This window comes from Ruegeria sp. HKCCSA071 (genome assembly GCF_017872555.1).
GTDB lineage: Bacteria > Pseudomonadota > Alphaproteobacteria > Rhodobacterales > Rhodobacteraceae > Ruegeria.
The window spans coordinates 96,193-110,769 of sequence record NZ_JAEDOX010000002.1; the positions used below are offsets into that span (position 1 = coordinate 96,193).

At 57.6% G+C, this 14,577-nt stretch carries 18 protein-coding genes; 9 read left to right on the forward strand and 9 right to left on the reverse strand.

The genetic code is table 11. The annotated features are described in order from the left end of the window. The first annotated feature begins 49 nt into the window (after nucleotides 1-49). Complete coding sequence (locus I9188_RS08415; RefSeq protein ID WP_209505028.1) at nucleotides 50-1,108, forward strand: transporter substrate-binding domain-containing protein; 1,059 nt, start codon at nucleotides 50-52, stop codon at nucleotides 1,106-1,108. Here I9188_RS08415 and I9188_RS08420 read toward each other — a convergent pair. Next, complete coding sequence (locus tag I9188_RS08420) at nucleotides 1,105-1,449, reverse strand: hypothetical protein (RefSeq protein ID WP_209505029.1); 345 nt, start codon at nucleotides 1,447-1,449, stop codon at nucleotides 1,105-1,107. The two genes, I9188_RS08415 and I9188_RS08420, sit on opposite strands and share 4 nt — an antisense overlap. A gap of 115 nt (nucleotides 1,450-1,564) precedes the next feature. Here I9188_RS08420 and I9188_RS08425 point away from each other — a divergent pair, with 115 nt between their 5' ends. Continuing rightward, entirely contained in the window at nucleotides 1,565-1,900 is a 336-nt protein-coding gene (locus tag I9188_RS08425) for a cupin domain-containing protein (RefSeq protein WP_209505030.1), read from the forward strand. Between the two features lie 226 nt (nucleotides 1,901-2,126). After that, nucleotides 2,127-2,615 carry a hypothetical protein gene (locus I9188_RS08430; protein ID WP_209505031.1) on the forward strand — a complete coding sequence of 163 codons (489 nt, stop codon included), beginning with the start codon at nucleotides 2,127-2,129 and terminating at the stop codon, nucleotides 2,613-2,615. 117 nt (nucleotides 2,616-2,732) lie between these two features. Here the strand turns inward: I9188_RS08430 and dapD are convergent, their stop codons facing one another. From dapD to I9188_RS08445, 3 genes are all read right to left on the reverse strand, one after another. Then, on the reverse strand, nucleotides 2,733-3,560 hold the full coding sequence (dapD, locus tag I9188_RS08435) for a 2,3,4,5-tetrahydropyridine-2,6-dicarboxylate N-succinyltransferase (RefSeq protein ID WP_209505032.1): 828 nt from the start codon (nucleotides 3,558-3,560) through the stop codon (nucleotides 2,733-2,735). A gap of 109 nt (nucleotides 3,561-3,669) precedes the next feature. Further along, complete coding sequence (locus I9188_RS08440) at nucleotides 3,670-4,269, reverse strand: GntR family transcriptional regulator (RefSeq protein ID WP_209505033.1); 600 nt, start codon at nucleotides 4,267-4,269, stop codon at nucleotides 3,670-3,672. 44 nt (nucleotides 4,270-4,313) lie between these two features. Further along, nucleotides 4,314-5,225 (reverse strand): threonine/serine dehydratase, encoded by a 912-nt coding sequence (locus I9188_RS08445; protein ID WP_209505034.1) that lies wholly within the window; start codon nucleotides 5,223-5,225, stop codon nucleotides 4,314-4,316. Nucleotides 5,226-5,304: 79 nt separating this feature from the next. Between I9188_RS08445 and I9188_RS08450 the strand changes: the two genes are divergently transcribed. Next, on the forward strand, nucleotides 5,305-6,147 hold the full coding sequence (locus I9188_RS08450) for a TIGR00730 family Rossman fold protein (RefSeq protein ID WP_209505035.1): 843 nt from the start codon (nucleotides 5,305-5,307) through the stop codon (nucleotides 6,145-6,147). 3 nt (nucleotides 6,148-6,150) lie between these two features. Continuing rightward, on the forward strand, nucleotides 6,151-7,251 hold the full coding sequence (locus I9188_RS08455) for a cystathionine gamma-lyase (protein WP_209505036.1): 1,101 nt from the start codon (nucleotides 6,151-6,153) through the stop codon (nucleotides 7,249-7,251). Here the strand turns inward: I9188_RS08455 and I9188_RS08460 are convergent, their stop codons facing one another. Further along, a complete protein-coding gene (locus tag I9188_RS08460) occupies nucleotides 7,252-7,635 on the reverse strand; it encodes a hypothetical protein (protein ID WP_209505037.1) in 384 nt (127 codons plus the stop codon). Nucleotides 7,636-7,795: 160 nt separating this feature from the next. Here I9188_RS08460 and I9188_RS08465 point away from each other — a divergent pair, with 160 nt between their 5' ends. The 3 genes from I9188_RS08465 to I9188_RS08475 all read left to right on the forward strand — a co-directional run bounded on the left by I9188_RS08465 (nucleotide 7,796) and on the right by I9188_RS08475 (nucleotide 10,774). Continuing rightward, entirely contained in the window at nucleotides 7,796-8,716 is a 921-nt protein-coding gene (locus tag I9188_RS08465) for a J domain-containing protein (RefSeq protein WP_209505038.1), read from the forward strand. After that, a complete protein-coding gene (locus I9188_RS08470) occupies nucleotides 8,713-9,051 on the forward strand; it encodes a hypothetical protein (protein WP_209505039.1) in 339 nt (112 codons plus the stop codon). The genes I9188_RS08465 and I9188_RS08470 overlap by 4 nt, the downstream gene beginning before the upstream one ends. 64 nt (nucleotides 9,052-9,115) lie before the next feature. Continuing rightward, nucleotides 9,116-10,774 (forward strand): U32 family peptidase C-terminal domain-containing protein, encoded by a 1,659-nt coding sequence (locus I9188_RS08475; protein WP_209505040.1) that lies wholly within the window; start codon nucleotides 9,116-9,118, stop codon nucleotides 10,772-10,774. On the opposite strand, the gene I9188_RS08480 is transcribed toward I9188_RS08475, so the two are convergent. The 4 genes from I9188_RS08480 to I9188_RS08495 form a co-directional block, all read right to left on the reverse strand. Continuing rightward, nucleotides 10,771-11,391: a cytochrome P460 family protein gene (locus I9188_RS08480; RefSeq protein WP_209505041.1), complete on the reverse strand. Its 621-nt coding sequence runs from the start codon at nucleotides 11,389-11,391 to the stop codon at nucleotides 10,771-10,773. The genes I9188_RS08475 and I9188_RS08480 overlap by 4 nt on opposite strands. Before the next feature lie 286 nt (nucleotides 11,392-11,677). Beyond that, a complete protein-coding gene (gene rlmN / locus I9188_RS08485; protein ID WP_209505042.1) occupies nucleotides 11,678-12,865 on the reverse strand; it encodes a 23S rRNA (adenine(2503)-C(2))-methyltransferase RlmN in 1,188 nt (395 codons plus the stop codon). 93 nt (nucleotides 12,866-12,958) lie between these two features. Then, a complete protein-coding gene (locus I9188_RS08490; protein ID WP_209505043.1) occupies nucleotides 12,959-13,336 on the reverse strand; it encodes a lysozyme inhibitor LprI family protein in 378 nt (125 codons plus the stop codon). 108 nt (nucleotides 13,337-13,444) lie between these two features. After that, nucleotides 13,445-13,612 carry a hypothetical protein gene (locus tag I9188_RS08495; RefSeq protein ID WP_209505044.1) on the reverse strand — a complete coding sequence of 56 codons (168 nt, stop codon included), beginning with the start codon at nucleotides 13,610-13,612 and terminating at the stop codon, nucleotides 13,445-13,447. Nucleotides 13,613-14,050: 438 nt separating this feature from the next. Here I9188_RS08495 and I9188_RS08500 point away from each other — a divergent pair, with 438 nt between their 5' ends. Next, a complete protein-coding gene (locus I9188_RS08500) occupies nucleotides 14,051-14,548 on the forward strand; it encodes a DinB family protein (RefSeq protein ID WP_209505045.1) in 498 nt (165 codons plus the stop codon). The last annotated feature ends 29 nt before the right edge of the window (nucleotides 14,549-14,577 follow it).

Here is a 14,577-nt window from a genome sequence, read left to right on the forward strand (position 1 = left end):
CGCCCGCCACAAATTCGCGTTACAGGGCCGCGAAACAGGTGAGTTGAATATGAAGCGCGCCTTCTTCGCACTGATCTGCCTGACTTTCGCCGTCATCGCACAGCAAAGCCTGGCACAGTCCCTTTCGGTCACAACCGTGACCCGCCCGCCATTTTCCTATGTCGAGGATGGCGACGAAACCGGTTTCTCTATGGATTTGCTGGCGGCTTTGGCCGAGGCTCTGAACTGGGACTACACGGTCAACCGCGTCGACGCCTTTTCTGACATGTTGGGTGCCGTGCAGAGCGGATCTGCAGACCTTGCCATCGCCAATATCTCGATCACTGCCCTGCGCGAAACGCAAATGGATTTCTCTCAACCGATCTTTGAGGCCGGTCTTCAGATCATGGTACCCTCGGACGCGGTACGAAAACCATCGCTGTTGCAGGCCCTGCTGTCAAAAGAACTGTTCATCGCAATCGGGCTGGCCTTTGCCATTCTCCTCGGTGGCGGCATGTTGATGTGGAGCTTTGAACGCCGCGCCCAACCCTATTTCGACCGCGACCTGAACGAAGCATGGTTCCCATCATTCTGGTGGGCGCTGAACTTGGTTGTGAATGGCGGGTTCGAAGAGCGAATGCCGCGCACTCCGTTCGGTCGAATGTTGGGTGTCGTGTTGGTTGTGTCATCCTTGTTCATCGTGTCGGTGTTCACCGCCCGTATCACCTCGGTCATGACTGTGGACGCCATTACCGGTAGCGTGAATTCGGTGAACGACCTGTACGGCAAGACTGTCGGGACAATCTCGGGGTCGACTGCGGCCAGTTTTCTGAACCGGCGCGAGATCGAGTTTACCAGCTATCCGGGGTTGAATGAGATGCTGGACGCATTCAAGGCCGAAGATCTGGATGCTGTCGTGTTCGACGCGCCGATCCTGTCCTATTTTGCAGCCCATGAAGGCCGACGGATTGCGTCGATGACAGGCGGTGTTTTCCTGCGCGAGAATTACGGCATCGCTTTCCCGACCGGATCGCCACTGGTCGAGGATGTAAACCAGGCATTGCTTGGCTTGCGCGAAGACGGAACCTATGACGAAATCTATCGCAAGTGGTTCGGGTCGCGGAACTAGGCCTGCGCCTCGTCTGCGAAAAACGGTGTCATCTGCGCGACGATCACTGCGTTTTCATCCAATGCCCTCTGCATCAGCGCACGTTCGTCCGCCTCGATATCGTGACCTTGCGCTTCACGCTCGGCCAATGTGCCGTATCCGGTAACATCCAGCGGTGCGGTGTCTGCCTGCTTCAGGATCGCAACCGTCTCACGCACGGCCTCGGCCTCATCCACGCCGCTGGCATAGCACATCAGCGCCGCACCGGTCGCCCCATCGGGCAGCCCGTCGCCCTCCTTGCGGCCAATCTGGACCAGAAGGGTGTAGACTTGTTGACGCGAGGGTTTCTTTTGCTTCTCCATGCACCGGGCCATAGCCCCACGCCGGTTCGCGGTCAAGCAGCCAACAATTGCAGGAATCCCGCCTTGCGCCCATAGTACCCAGAATAAACCGATCCCGGATACAAAGGACGCCTTCATGCCCTACCCAGATTTCATAGCAAGTTTTCCCAGCCTCGACGTACCATTCCCTGACGACGTGGTGCAAACGGCCGTGATCCGGTCGGATGCGGGCTTGGTGGCGTTCTTTACGTTTCTTCAGGATTTCGAATTGCCCTTACATTCTCACAAAGCCCAGTGGGGCACAGTGGTCGAGGGTGAGATTGAATTGACCATCGACGGGCAGACCCGGACCTACCGCTCGGGCGACAGTTATTCGATCCCATCAGGCGTGGAACATGGCGGCAAAATCAGGGCTGGCACACGGGTCATCGATGTTTTCGAGGAACCGGACCGATATCCGATCAAGGGATAAGCTGGGTGAGAGACTCAGTGAACGCGAGTCTCGGCCTCCCTCATTGATTGAAGGTCTCCGGCCTGAAAAGCTGTTGAGTTGAATCCGGCACTTTTGCGCCAGTCTTCCTCTTCATTTTAGGCCAATTCCCGCTAGCCGGGACACGACGCCAGCAATTCACAACTAAGCGTCGATGCCGGCCCTACGCTGTGGGTACTGCATAAGTCATTTTCAAAGGAGAGTTGAGATGAGCGTTCTGTCCAGATTGATGACAACAACAGCAAGCGTGATTGTACTTTCCGGTATACCGGCTGTTGCAATTCTGTCCTTTGTAACAAGTGATGCTGCTTATGCCCAAGAAGCGGGCGGTGAAGGCGGCGAAACCACCGGTGGCGGCGAGGCCGAAGGCGGCGCGCAGACCGAAGGCGGAGGTGAATCCGGCAGCGATGGTGAGGCCGAAGGTGGCAGTGAAACCGAGGGCGGTAGCGATTCCGAAGGCGGTAGTGAGGCCGAAAGCGGAGGCGAATCCGGCGGCGATGGTGAATCCGGAGGTGGCAGTGAAGCCGAAGGCGGTGGCGAGGCCGAAAGCGGAGGTGAATCCGGCGGCGATGGTGAATCCGAAGGTGGCAGTGAAGCCGATGGCGGTGGTGAGGCCGATGGCGGTGGTGAGGCCGATGGTGCGGAAACCAATGCAGGAAGCACAGAAGTGGAAGCCATGCAGGGTGAGAGCCGCTAAGCAGCACTTCAAGGCAGGCTAGGGCCACAAGCTTGGTATCTGCCTTAGCCGACCTGACCCAAAGAACAAATAAGGCCGGAGCGTAACTGCTCCGGCCTTATGACATTCCCAGAACGATCAGTCCCGCAGCAATTCGTTGATGCCCGTTTTCGAGCGGGTCTTTTCGTCAACCCGCTTCACGATCACCGCGCAATAGAGACTGACATTGTTCTTTGACGGCATGGAACCCGCGACCACAACCGAATAGGGCGGAACCTCGCCATACATGACTTCTCCGGTTTCTCGGTCCACGATCTTGGTGGACTTACCAATGAACACGCCCATCCCCAGAACCGAGCCTTCGCGGACGATACATCCCTCGACCACTTCCGAGCGCGCGCCGATAAAGCAATTGTCTTCAATGATTGTTGGGCCAGCCTGCATCGGCTCAAGCACTCCACCGATGCCAACGCCGCCCGACAGGTGCACATTCTTGCCAATCTGCGCGCAGGATCCGACGGTGGCCCAGGTATCAACCATCGTGCCTTCGTCAACATAGGCCCCAAGATTCACGAAAGACGGCATCAGCACCACGCCCGGTGCAATATATGCCGACTTGCGGACAACGCAGTTTGGAACCGCGCGGAACCCGGCAGACCGCCACTGGTTTTCACCCCAACCGGCGAACTTGCTGTCTACCTTGTCCCACCAGCCGCCGTCCTGCGGACCGCCCGGCTGGATTTCCATGTCCTTGATACGGAAGCCCAGCAGAACCGCCTTTTTGGCCCATTGATTTACGTGCCAGTCACCGGTTTCCAGCTTTTCCGCCACGCGTAACGAGCCACTGTCCAGCGCATTCAGCGTGTCCTCGATCGCCTCGCGCTGCTCGCCTGTCGTGGCGGGCGTGATGGTCTCGCGTGCCTCCCAGGCGGTTTCGATGGCGGCTTCCAGTTGCGCGTTGGACATGGGGTGTCTCCCTACAGAATCTGTTCACGTTGATTTGGCCTATACGCAAGCCCGACCCATGGCGCAATGCGACGTAGACGAGCCCAATTGCGTCTGAGGCAGAGGGTCATCAGCTTGCGCGCCGGATATGGCGGGTCAGGATCGCCGTTGCTGTGTCCATTTCCTTGCGCTTCAACGCCCGCACGATGGCCGCATGATCCGTGTCAGCCCGTTGCACCCATTTCAACCGCCATTGCGCGAACAAATGGCGTGCGCTTGCGATATGCAGATCGTCGATTGCGTGCAAAAGCCGAGGCAACCCGCAAGGTGTCAGGATGGCGCGATGAAACGTTCTGTTCAGAGCCTCCCATTGCGGCATCGACTGCGCCTCGTCACAGGCAATGCGTGCGTTTTCGATCTTTTCCAGCGCGACCGGAGACATGTTTTGCATCGATTGCTGCAACGCCAGCGTTTCCAACACCACGCGCATTTCGATCACCTCCCGAACCTCTGCCGGGTCCAGCGCCGTAACCCGCATTCCCTTGCGTGGTTCATGCCGGGCCAACCCATGCGCCTCAAGCCGCAACAAGGCTTCGCGCACCGGAACATGGCTGGTATCGAAGGTTCGGGCAATATGATCCTGCCGCAGCTTTTCACCGGCTGCCAGCTCTCCGGTGATGATCCGCTGGCTGAGGCTTTGGTAAATCGTGTCGGAAATCATTGCAGTCATGGATTATAGATAAAATCCACCATCCACATCCACAACCCGATAATTTACCCAGCGAACGGGTCCGGCGCGATATTTGCACCGCACACCAAAACGGCCACGCGTTCACCCGGTTCAGGCCGATACGCACCCGAGGTCAAGGCGGCCAATGCGGTCGCGCCCGCAGGTTCTACCAGAATGCGATGCGCGCGCCAAAGCGCCAGTTGTGCCGCAGCGATGGCATCGTCAGACACCAGAACCGAACTCATACCCTGTGCCAGTTCAAAACAGATTTCGCCGATCCGCCGCGCGCCCAGCGCGTTTGCGGCGATGCCCGACACGGAAACATCAACCGGCTCACCAGCGCGCAACGCTGCATTCAACGCACAAGACGTTTCCGGCTCGACCGCCACAACCTTGCGCGCGCCACCGAACCAGGCCAGCGCCCCGGCGATCAGCCCGCCGCCGCCAACAGCGACCAGTACCGTATCCGCCTGCAAGCCCTGGACGTCCCATTCGGCAAAACAAGTCCCTTGCCCCGCCACCGTGGCCGGGGCGTCATAAGCATGGATCTGCATTGCACCCGTCGTTGCCTCATGCTCTTGCGCTGCGGTCAGCGCGTTCGCGTATTCACCAGAAACAACACTCAGGTCGGCACCGGTTTGCCGGATCAGTGCGATCTTGGACGGGCCCGCCAGTTCCGGCACAAATATCTTTGCAGGATACCCCAGCGTCTGCGCTGCATAGGCCGCCGCCGCACCATGATTGCCCCCGGATGCGGCGACCACACCCGCAGCCGGCACATCCGAGCTGAGCAGCGTATTGAACGCACCCCGCGCCTTGAAACTGCCGGTATGCTGTATGTGCTCGAGTTTCAGCTCAACCGGATAGCCGGGAATGTTGCTTTCCATAACCGGGGTTACCTGCGCATATCCCGCGATGCGGTCCCGTGCTGCCGATATTTCACTTTTCCAATTCATTCTCGTCTTTCCGTGACTGGCACTCTGTCCGCGAACCCTATAGCTGTTTGTCAAACACGCAAGCAGGGATCGATCACCGATGAGAGAAGACCGCCACAGTCCGTTTCGCGATGCGCAGACCGACCGCTCGACCGCAAAAGAGGTTCCGGACACACCGCAAACACGCTCTCCGGCCTACCGTCTGGCTTTCGCGGATGACGAGTTTCTGTGCCGGGACGAGCTGCGCCCTGTACGCTTGCAGCTTGAGTTGCTGAAACCCGAAATGATCATGACCGAGCGTGAGATCGCGTCGACCATCGTCATGTTCGGCGGTGCCCGCATTCCCGAACCCTCGCAAAAGCACACCGCGCGGACAGAAACCCTGGCCGGTCTGTCGAAATATTACGATGAGGCGCGCGAGTTTGCCCGGCTGATGACCGTGAAATCGAAAGAAACCGGCTGCCGCGAGAATGTGATCGTCACTGGCGGCGGCCCCGGTGTGATGGAAGCCGGCAATCGCGGGGCACACGAAGCGGGCGGGTGCTCGATCGGGCTGAATATCGTGCTTCCGCACGAACAGGCGCCAAACAGTTTCGTGACGCCAGCGCTCAGCTTCAACTTTCACTATTTTGCGATCCGCAAAATGCATTTCCTGATGCGCGCCCGCGCCATCACCATCTTTCCCGGTGGGTTTGGGACGCTGGATGAACTGTTCGAATCCCTGACCCTGATCCAGACCGGCAGAATGGATCGCGTGCCATTCCTGCTGTTTGGCCGCGCGTTCTGGGAAAAGGTCATCAACTGGGACGCACTGGCGGATGCCGGTACGATCTCGGACGAGGATCTAGACCTGTTCCGCTTTGTCGATACCGCGCAGGAGGCGGTCGATATCATCGACAACTGGGAACCCGCACCGCCCCGCGACGAAATTCCGGGGCGCTGAGCGATGAAATTCCCAAAGGCCGGCGAAATGCTCCACCTGCGTGGCAACGCGCTGTCAAAAGGCGAACCCGTCGCCCTTCCGCTGACGCAAAGCAGCATGTTCCATCTGCCCGGCGCGCCGGACGGTCACCCTACCTATGGCCGTGTCGATAACCCCACATGGGTACATCTTGAGCATGTTTTGTCGCATCTGGAAGACGCGCCTTGCCTCAGCTTCCCGTCCGGCATGGCTGCAATTTCCGCGGCTCTGTTTGCAACGGTGCAAGCCGGATCACGCCTTCTGATCCCTTCGGACGGGTACTATGTCACCCGTCTGTTGGCCGACCGGTTCCTTTCGCGTCTCGGCGTCACTGTCCAAGAGCGCCCGACCACTGCATTCGCCGCAGGTGGTTTTAATGAGTTTGACGTTGTGTTCGTCGAAAGCCCTTCGAACCCCGGTCTGGACATGATTGACCTGAAAGCCGTAGCTGATCAGGTGCGGTCTGCTGGCGGGGTGACGGTTGCCGACAATACGACGATGACGCCGTTGGGTCAGCGCCCGTTGGATTTGGGCATCGACGTGGTCGTGTCGTCTGACACCAAGGCGATGGGCGGGCATTCCGACATGCTGATGGGTCACGTGGCCAGCCGCAACAGTGACATCATGGAACGGGTCGAGGAATGGCGGAGAGTCTCCGGCTCGATCCCCGGACCGCATGAGGCATGGCTGTTGCATCGCGGGTTGGAAACGCTGGATGTCCGGTTCGACCGGATGTGCAGCTCGGCTCAGGTAATAGCAGAACGGTTGGCAGGTCACCCAGCGGTCAAGCAGGTCCGCTATCCTGGGCTGGCCGATGATCCGTCACACACACTGGCGCAGGCACAAACGGCACGGTTCGGATTTCTGCTATCCTTGACTTTGGAAAGCGAAGACAAGGCCGAAGCCTTCATCAACACTTGCCCGCTTTTGCGCCCCGCCACCTCATTCGGTGGTGTTCACAGCTCGGCCGAGCGCCGCGCGCGCTGGGGCGATAGTGTCGACCCGGCCTTCATCCGACTGTCCGTTGGATGCGAACCGGTGGACGAACTGTGGCAGGCGATCGAGGCCAGCCTGAACGCGCTGTGATTACTTCTTCGCGGCACGCAGTTCCTTGAAAACGTAGATCGGCAGCACCACGCTGGCGATCAGCGCCCCCAGCCAGACAAGCAGCGTCGCCGCCAGCAGGTTCGAGATACCACCAACTGTCAGCCCCGACGCGATGAGGTCGGTCACCAGCAGGCCCACAAATGTCACGACCAGGGCGATCCCGCCTTTCAATGCGGGCGCTTTCTTTTCGCCAAGCTTCAGTATCAAGGGCTCGGCGATCACCTGAACGACGGTGAAAACGATCACAACCACGATAAATGAGATCGGTTTGATCGCGAAACCGGACAGTATCAGCGAAGCCAGCAACAGCCCGATAGCATTGCCGGCCAGCAGGGCCAAAGCGGATTTGATTCTGCGCGACATGGGATGGCCTCCGTCAATCTACAATCAGAAATATGAAGATATTAGCAGGCTTCTGAGTTTTTTCGAGACAATTCAATCGCCTCTTCCTTTTGACCCGTTGAAAACACGTGGTAGAACACATTCATCAAGATCAGACCTGTCCCTGACCCGCGAGTGTGAGATGAGCGACGATCCCTATTCCGTCCTTGGCGTACCGAAAGACGCCAGCGCCGACGAAATCAAGAAAGCCTACAGGCGTATTGCCAAGGAGTGCCACCCGGACCTGAAACCCGGCGATGCCAAGGCCGAGGCCAAATTCAAGGCCGCAGCTGCTGCTTATGACTTGCTGAAAGATCCTGAAACCCGCGCCCGCTACGACAATGGCGAAATCGACGCATCGGGTCAGGAACGCCCGCAACAACACTATTACCGGGACTATGCCGAGGCCGCTGGAAACCCCTATCGCGGGCGTCAGGCGGACCCGGACGACATGTCGGACATCTTTGCTGAATTCATGCGTGGCCGCGGTGGATTTGGCGGCCAGCAAAGGCATGAGTTTCATGCGCCGGGGCATAACCTGAACTATTCCCTTCAGATCAGCTTTCTGGATGCCGTGTTTGGCGCCAGTCAGAAACTGACCCTACCAGACGGCAACCGGATCGAGGTCAAGATCCCCGCCGGTATAACCGAGGGTCAGACCATCCGTCTGCGCGGCAAGGGGGCTCCGGGTTATGGCGAAGGTCCTCCGGGTGATGCGTTGGTGACTGTCACGGTCGCCAAACATCCGGTGTTTGATCGTCAGGGCGACGACATTCATATTACGCTGCCGATCAGCATCGATGAGGCCATTCTGGGCGGCAAAGTCGCCGCCCCCACCATCGATGGCGGTGTGAACGTCAATGTTCCGGCGGGTACCAGCAGCGGCAAGACCCTTCGCCTGCGCGGCAAGGGGGTGAAGAAACGCGGCTCATCCCAGCGCGGCGACCAACTGATCGAACTGACCGTTGCGATGCCTGACAAGGTCGATGATGACCTCAGGCAGTTCATGGAGACCTGGCGCGAGACGCACCGCTACGATCCGCGGAAAGGAATGCCATCATGACCCTGACCGAAAAGGAACTGATCGAAACCGTCTCGCGCCTGACCTCTGACCGCCTGACCGAGTATCTTGCGGCCGAGATCGTGATCCCTGAACAATCGGAGCAGGGGCTGGTCTATCACAGTATTGACGTTGCCCGGCTGGAACTGGCTTGCGAGTTGCACGAGCAATACGACATGGAGGCCGATGCGCTGTCGATGATGATCTCATTGATTGATCAGATGCATGGGCTGCGCGCCGAACTGCGCGAGGTTCTGAACGCAGTCGAGGCGCAACCCGAGCCGGTGCGCCATCAACTGATCGAAGTCATCGGCACAGCGCGGTTCCGTCGCAGATAACAGGGTTTTGGGCGCAATGATTTTGGCGCAGAAGGCCGCCTTGATCCTTTGTCAGGTAGCTTCCATGACCCAGTCCAGATCCGAGTTGCTGATGCCCGCGGGCAATCTGCGCAAACTGAAACTCGCCATCCTCTATGGGGCAGACGCCGTGTATCTGGGCACGCCGGATATGTCGCTGCGCACCAAGTCCGAGTTTTCGCTGGACGAGGTGATCGAGGGGGTCGAGTTCTGCCACAGCCATGGCCGGCGCGCCTACCTGACACTGAACCTGTTCTCGCATAACAAAGACATCCCGAAACTGGACGAATACATCGACACGGTGCGCAAGGTGCAGCCCGACGGGTTGATCATCGCCGATCCGGGCGTGTTCCAATACGTCCGCGAGCGCGCGCCCGAACTGCCGCTGCACATCTCGACCCAGGCTAATATCTGTTCGTGGCTGTCGGTGAAGTTCTGGCAGGATCAGGGGGCCGAGCTGGTGGTTCTGGCCCGCGAGGTTTCCTATCCCGAACTGGTCGAGATCCGTGAGAATTGCCCTGATATCAAGCTCGAGGCCTTTGTGCACGGCGCCATGTGCATGACCTATTCGGGCCGCTGCCTGCTGTCGAACTTCATGGCGGAACGCGGCGCGAACCAGGGCAACTGCGCCAATTCCTGCCGCTGGAACTATGCGCTGAAACTGCGCCTGAAGGACGGCACCCATCAGGAGTTGCGCATCACCGAGGAAAACGCCGACCTGTTCGAATTCCTGCTGGAAGAAGGATGCCGCCCCGGTGATCTGATACCGATCGAGGAAGACGACCGCGGCTCGTACATCCTCAACTCACGCGACCTCTGCATCATGCCGAAGCTGGACGAGTACCTGAAAATCGGAGTCGACAGCCTCAAGGTCGAAGGGCGCGGCAAATCGGAATACTACGCCGCGATCGTCGCGCGGGCCTATCGTATGGCCATCGACGATTACTATGCCGACCCCCAGAACTGGGACCCGAAACCCTATATGCGCGAGTTGGAGACCGTGGGTAACCGCGGCTATACGCTGGCCTTCCACGAAGGGCGGCTGACCAATTACGCCCATGATTACGAACACACGGCGTCCATCGCGCAGTGGGAATATGCCGGGATCGTCACCGAAGTGACCGAGGATGCCTTTTTGGTCGAGGTAAAGAACAAGCTGGAACCGGGCGATGTGCTGGATTTCGTCTCGCCCATCTCGCGCGAGACGGTTCTGCTGCGGGTTTATGATTTCGAACGCGCATCCGATGGTTCGCGGATGGACGTGGTGCATGGCAGCACCAAAACAGTGATCCGCCTGCCCTTCACCCTGTTCGACCACGAGGATATCGACGATCTGCGCGCCAGGTTCCCCGCCTATTCCGTTCTGCGCAAGGAACGCGCCCTGACCGACGAACACTGGAGCCGCATTCGCTTTGACAAGCTCGTGCAGGGATTGGAAACCTCCGGTCGAGACAATCCAACAGCTTATGCACGCCGTCGCGATGATCTGGTTGAAAAGATCGGCGAAGACGGTAACGAACGCCGGTTCAAGACAAACCGCATCGGCACGGAAGGATGCTGCGGCAAGGGCTGCAACGGATGCCTGATCTTCTGGCAGGATGACAAATACGCGTTGGCCCGCGAGGTACTGTCCAAACGGAAGCAAGGCGAGCAACTCAGCCGCCGCGAGGCGACAGAACTCAAGCTGCCGGGAGAACCGGCTTAGTTTCCCACCCGATATTCTTCGGGAACAAAGAACGTATAGTCACGATCCGCCACTTGTTCGTGACAGACATGGCAATATGCAACTTCGCTGGCACGGGCGCCCATTGTATCGCCATACAAGGACCCGTCTGGCAGCACCATGATATAACGCCAGTCAGCGGTGTTCGGGCTGGTACCCTCTGGCAGTTTTTCCATTATGAACATGGCGCCGGGATGTATGTGACCTTCATCGGTCACAGTCATGCTGTCCTTGGCAAGCACCGATCCCATGGGAAGTTCTTCGCCTTGCTGCAATGTCCCGTAGTTATGGGCCATTCGGTTGGCATACGTGTTTACGTAACGCTGACCGTGTGTCGCGGAAATATATGGCGCGTCGTTGAAAAGCGGCCAGCTTTGATAGTTTAGAACCAGATCCAGTTGCGCCGCAGCATACCCCCGTGCCATGCGGCGGCGCAGTGAATGGTAGTGAGCCGCGGCTTCATCCTTGCTCAGCTCTGCCGGATTTTCGATCGCGATATGAGCGTTGTGGCCATCCGCTGTTGCCAGCCCTGCTGAAACCAGAAGTATCGCGCACGCAATGGCCTTGTGCTGGAGAATAATTCGAAGATACGAGTCCATTATTACGACCCACCTGAAAATCAGTTCGCCTGAGCGCCACTTGACGGCAGTATTCGCATTTAAGCGGCTCCGGGATCTCTTACCAGCTCAGGTCCCGGAAACTCACCGCCTTGTGCATCTATTTGAACCTGCATCCTGCGGCATTGAATCATTAAAATATAGCAAATTTTGCATATTGAATCAGCACCTGAAACATTAAGTTTACAGGCACACTTCATGCGTGCAGGCGGTCATCTTTGACAATCAAAGCACGACCATCCAAACCATGATGAATCCAACAGAAAAACTACCGGGTTAAACCGGCTTCGGACTCAATCTGTTTGCGCGATTTGCGGGCGCGTTCGGTTGCCGATTTCAACTGACCGCACGCCGCCATGATATCCTCGCCCCGTGTCTTGCGAATGGGAGAGGCGTAGCCTGCCTGATAGATGATGTTGGCAAAAGCGCGGATGCGGTTGTTCGAGCTGCGCTTGTACGGTGCACCGGGCCATTCGTTGAACGGGATCAGGTTGATCTTGGCCGGAATCTTGTGACGCTTGATGTGGTCGATCAAACGATGGGCATCCGCGTCGCTGTCATTCACACCGTCCAGCATCACGTATTCGAACGTGATCCGCTCGGAGTTCGAGGCATTCGGATAGCTGGCCAGCGCCTGCAACAACTCCTCGATATTCCAGCGTTTATTGATCGGAACCAGAACGTCGCGGGTTTCATCCGTGGTTGCATGGAACGAGATCGCCAGCAGACAGCCGATCTCCTCGGCGGTGCGCGCAATTTCGGGCACCACTCCGCTGGTTGACAGCGTAATGCGGCGGCGCGACAGGGAAATCCCCTCGGGATCCATCGCGATCTTCATCGCATCGCGGACGTTTTCGAAATTGTAGAGCGGCTCGCCCATTCCCATCAGAACGATGTTCGACAGAAGGCGCGTTTCATCCTTTGGCGCACCGGGGGTCGGCCATTCTTCAAGATCGTCGCGCGCCATCATGATCTGCCCGACAATTTCTGCAGATGTTAAATTACGTACAAGTTTCTGGGTGCCGGTATGACAAAACGAACATGTCAACGTACATCCGACCTGAGACGATATGCACAGCGTTCCGCGATCTTCCTCGGGGATGTAGACCACCTCGACCTCATGCCCACCCGCGATCCGGCACAGATATTTGCGGGTGCCGTCCTCGGACACCTGTCGGGTCACCACCTCGGGTATCTCGACCACAAAGTTGTCGGCCAGTTGCGCACGGTAGGCTTTGGCAAGATTCGTCATGTGGGAAAAATCACGCACGCCCCATTGATAAATCCACTGCCAGATCTGACCGGTGCGCATCTTTGCCTGCTTTTCCGGCGTGCCATGTTCGATCAGAACCTCGCGCAAACGGTCGCGGGTGAGACCGACAAGGTTCACCTTCCCCTCGGGCAATTTACGAGGGAGGGTCATGACGTCTTGAGTGATCGGCGCTTTGGGCGACATTGTGGTACCTGCTGAGGCGTATCTTCAAGGATTCTGGCTTGGGATGCGCCTCTATATAGGAACCTGTGCAAAGATCAAAAGGAATCGTTTCAGTCAGTCTGCAAAACTCAACAGTTCTTCAACGCGTGCCCGCCCTAAATTCACCCGGCATGATGTGATTGCGATACCTGTACCCGATCCGCCACCAAACGACGCGCCGACGGCGGTGCAATGCGTATCGCGATAGGTTTCCCAGGCCTGTTGCGCCGCCATAAGGGCAGGTTCAGCCACTATCCGCCCGGTGACCTCGTCCAGTTCCTTGGCAGATTGTACCGCCAAATCAAAACTCACCTGCAGCGCGCGCGAGACCCGTGCTTCCATCTCTCCGACGCAGGATCCGATTTCGACTTGTGATCCGGCGTCGGAACATTCCAACGCCGGGTCGGCGGTTGCGGTGGCTGGCAAAAGCAGCGCGATCAAGATCAGACGCATGGCCGCCTCATTCATCCATTCAGCAGGGGTCGGGCCAGAGTAACATGTTTTGCCAGAAAGGTTTAGATGCCGGTTGGCCCCCTAAACCAACGGAAATGCAGTTCCGCGTCAGACACCCGCGGGTGGGATATAGCAATCTTCGGCATCCAGGGTCTTGACCGGATCGTTCGGTCCGCATTGTTCGCCGGTTACAGGATAAGTCTCGCCCTTGTTTTCGCAGGCACTCAGCAGCATGGCTGATATCATCATCAACGCGACAAGAGATTTGTTCAGCATGGTGGCAACTCCTTGGTTTCTCTTGAACTGATTAGTTCGGAAATCGTCAGAGCTCACATTGATACGGATCAAGTAAACGGGTTGATCCTGCGTAAAGTTGCATCTTGCGCTCTGGGGTGAGTAACAGTGCTGTTCCACGTTGTGATTGAGTTCTGCGGTGTTGAAGGTTCCCCATCTCAGAGGGTTTCAACATAGCTACGACGGAAGCGCTTGTGTGGCATACTGTTTGAATGCGGAGCGTACCGAAAGCGGCGCTTGGTGATACTGAACCCCGACATGCACAAATAAGAAAAAGCTTACGCAAAGTCGGTGGCGCATCTAACATGGCGTCACTCGGCGGCGCGCTAGCCTGCCCGTTTGAAGGCGCAATTTGCTCAATACCAATGCTAAGCGCCCCATCTTTCCACAATCCCTTCAATAGAACTAAGGTCATTGAAAATGATTTCAGCCGAATATTGCCAACTCATGGCACGCTACAACAGCTGGCAAAACTCCTCACTCGTTACAGCGGCCAACGAATTGACAAATGCCGAGCGTTGGATGGATCGAGGCGCTTTTTTTCAGTCCATCGCCGGGACATTGAACCACCTCTATTGGGCCGACGCGCTTATCCTTGAGCGCATCAAAGGCAATGAACGCCCACAAGATACGATCACACACTCACTAACCAGTCCAACAGACTGGTCTGAGTTCAAAAGCTTACGCATAGAACGAGACGCGGAAATCGAGCGGTGGGCAGCCAGTACAACCGACACAGATATCAAGGGCGCGATCAAATGGTACCCGCCGGACGGCTCTGCCAAAATTGAAATGCCGAAAGCTGTCTGTGTCGTTCAGCTTTTCAACCACCAAACCCATCACCGGGGACAGGTACATGCCATGCTCACTGCGACAGGGGTAACTCCTGAACCAACGGACATTTCAGGAATGCCGTAGCAATTGCTGAACGCCGTTGACCGTAGCCC